We start from the raw sequence: 2,086 nt of genomic DNA on the forward strand, positions 1-2,086 counted from the left end.
TGCCGATGGCGCAACGCTACTTCCTGTTCTAACAGAAATGCTTACGCTAAATACCAAGATAGCGCAAGCGGATTCGATTTTCGCGCAGCTCGTGCTTCCTTACGAGTTGCGCGAGAACAGCCGCCTGCGTACCGCGCTTGCGTCCGGTGAGGAAGTCGCCATCCTCACCGCGCGCGGGACCGTGTTGCGCAACAATGATCTGCTCAGGGGCGATGACGGCAGGGTAGTGCAAATTGTCGCGGCACAAGAGCCCACTTACCGGATTACGTGCCAAACCCCGCACGATTTGATGCGCTGTGCGTTTCACCTGGGCAACCGTCATACGCAGACCCAAGTGGGAGACGGTTTTCTGCGCATCTGCCAAGATAGCGTGCTAAAGGGAATGCTGGAGGGTTTGGGTGCGACGGTAGTGGAAGAAAGTGCCCAATTCGAGCCAGAAGCGGGGGCGTACAGCGGCGGGGGCCACCATCATCATGGTGATGGCGATGGTCACGGCCATTCCCATGGGCATGGCCCGTTGGCTCCCATTCCAGTGCGCCAGAAAATTCACCGTCCGTCGGATAAACAGTAGAAGTAGAGCGGAGATTATGATGCAAGCAACACCCCTATTAAAATTACTGCAGCTGGCAAGCCCCTCACTCCCGGTTGGTGCGTATACCTACTCGCAAGGCCTGGAAGCAGCTATCGAGGCAGGCGCGGTCCAAGACGAAAGTTCGGCCCGCACCTGGATCACTGAGGCGCTTGGCGTGGTGGCAGATTTTGAAGCGCCTGTGTTATGGCGGCTGTTGAAGGGGTTTGAAGAACGGGACCGGGCGGCGATTACTTATTGGACTGAATGCTTCATCGCCGCCCGTGATACTGCCGAGTTCCGTGCGGAAACCATCCAGATGGGATATTCGCTGAGTAAATTGATTGCGGAGTTGAAGGTGGCGGACGATGCTCTTCTTAAGATAATGGGGAGCCAGCCAGAGATTCCGTTCCCGACGGCGTTTGCGTTTGCGGCAGTGGCGCTGGACTTGTCACATGAAGCAGCATTGCTTGGCCTGTTATTTTCAATGGTCGAGAACCAGATGCTGGTATGCGTGAAATCCATTCCACTCGGGCAGGTTTCTGGTCAAAGATTGCTGCTTTCCCTGCATCCTGCAATCGAAGCGGCAGCCCGCCACGCCCAGGCGCTTGAAGACGACGAACTGTCCAATTGGGCGCCGGGGCTGTCGCTGTTGTCCATGCAGCATGAAGTGCAATATAGCCGTATCTATCGATCTTGAACAGCATTGTTAAATCCAATTATTTAATGGGAAATAAAATGAAAGATACATCGAATCCCCTGCGAGTCGGAATAGGCGGGCCGGTGGGCTCAGGCAAAACGGCCTTGTGTGAAGCGCTGAGTAAAAAAATGCGCGACCGCTACGAGATGGCCGTTATCACCAATGATATTTATACCAAGGAGGATATGGAGATCCTGCTGCGTGCCGATGCACTGCCGGCGGAACGCCTGATGGGCGTGGAAACAGGCGGCTGTCCGCACACGGCGATTAGGGAGGATGCGTCGATCAATCTGGAGGCCATTGCGCGCATGACCGCGGATTTCCCCGATCTTGATCTCATCCTGGTCGAATCGGGCGGGGACAACCTTGCCTCGACCTTCAGTCCCGAGCTTTCCGATCTCACTATCTATGTCATTGACGTCGCCGCTGGCGAAAAGATCCCGCGCAAGGGCGGACCCGGCATCACGCGTTCCGCGCTGCTGGTCATCAACAAGATCGATCTTGCGCCCCATGTGGGAGCCAGCCTCGAGGTCATGGCCCGGGATGCGAAGCGGATGCGCGGTGAGCGGCCATTCGTATTCACTAATATGCATACTGGCGAAGGTGTCGATCAGATTATCGAATTCATCGTAAGGCAGGGATTGCTGGACGAAATCAAGTCACAGCGTTTTCTCAGTCATGCAAGCGTTTAGGTTTTCCTGACGAAGAGTTTTGAGAAGATCGGGTTTTCAGTCGAATTACCGGGATGACCTACTTTCTGGGTAGCCACATTACTAAAAATAGCTCGTTATCATAAAGAAACACAGGAGGGAATTAAA

At 54.7% G+C, this 2,086-nt stretch carries 3 protein-coding genes; all 3 read left to right on the top strand.

The genetic code is table 11. The annotated features are described in order from the left end of the window. A partial coding sequence (ureE, locus tag BLO43_RS16140; RefSeq protein WP_368086151.1) for an urease accessory protein UreE occupies positions 1-571 on the top strand: 571 nt, incomplete at its 5' end. A gap of 19 nt (positions 572-590) precedes the next feature. Continuing rightward, the gene (locus BLO43_RS16145; RefSeq protein WP_090908063.1) at positions 591-1,268 is read left to right on the top strand and encodes an urease accessory protein UreF; all 678 of its coding nucleotides are present in this window, start codon (positions 591-593) and stop codon (positions 1,266-1,268) included. Positions 1,269-1,306: 38 nt separating this feature from the next. Then, positions 1,307-1,960 carry an urease accessory protein UreG gene (gene ureG, locus BLO43_RS16150; protein WP_090908067.1) on the top strand — a complete coding sequence of 218 codons (654 nt, stop codon included), beginning with the start codon at positions 1,307-1,309 and terminating at the stop codon, positions 1,958-1,960. Positions 1,961-2,086: the final 126 nt, after the last annotated feature.

The organism is Nitrosospira sp. Nsp13 (genome assembly GCF_900101945.1).
Taxonomy (GTDB): Bacteria; Pseudomonadota; Gammaproteobacteria; order Burkholderiales; family Nitrosomonadaceae; genus Nitrosospira; species Nitrosospira multiformis_D.

What these genes read in the sequence shown, in the direction of transcription:
- BLO43_RS16145 (WP_090908063.1), top strand. Translation starts at nt 591, where the DNA reads ATGCAAGCAACACCCCTATTAAAATTACTGCAGCTGGCAAGCCCCTCA.
- ureG (WP_090908067.1), top strand. Translation starts at nt 1,307, where the DNA reads ATGAAAGATACATCGAATCCCCTGCGAGTCGGAATAGGCGGGCCGGTG.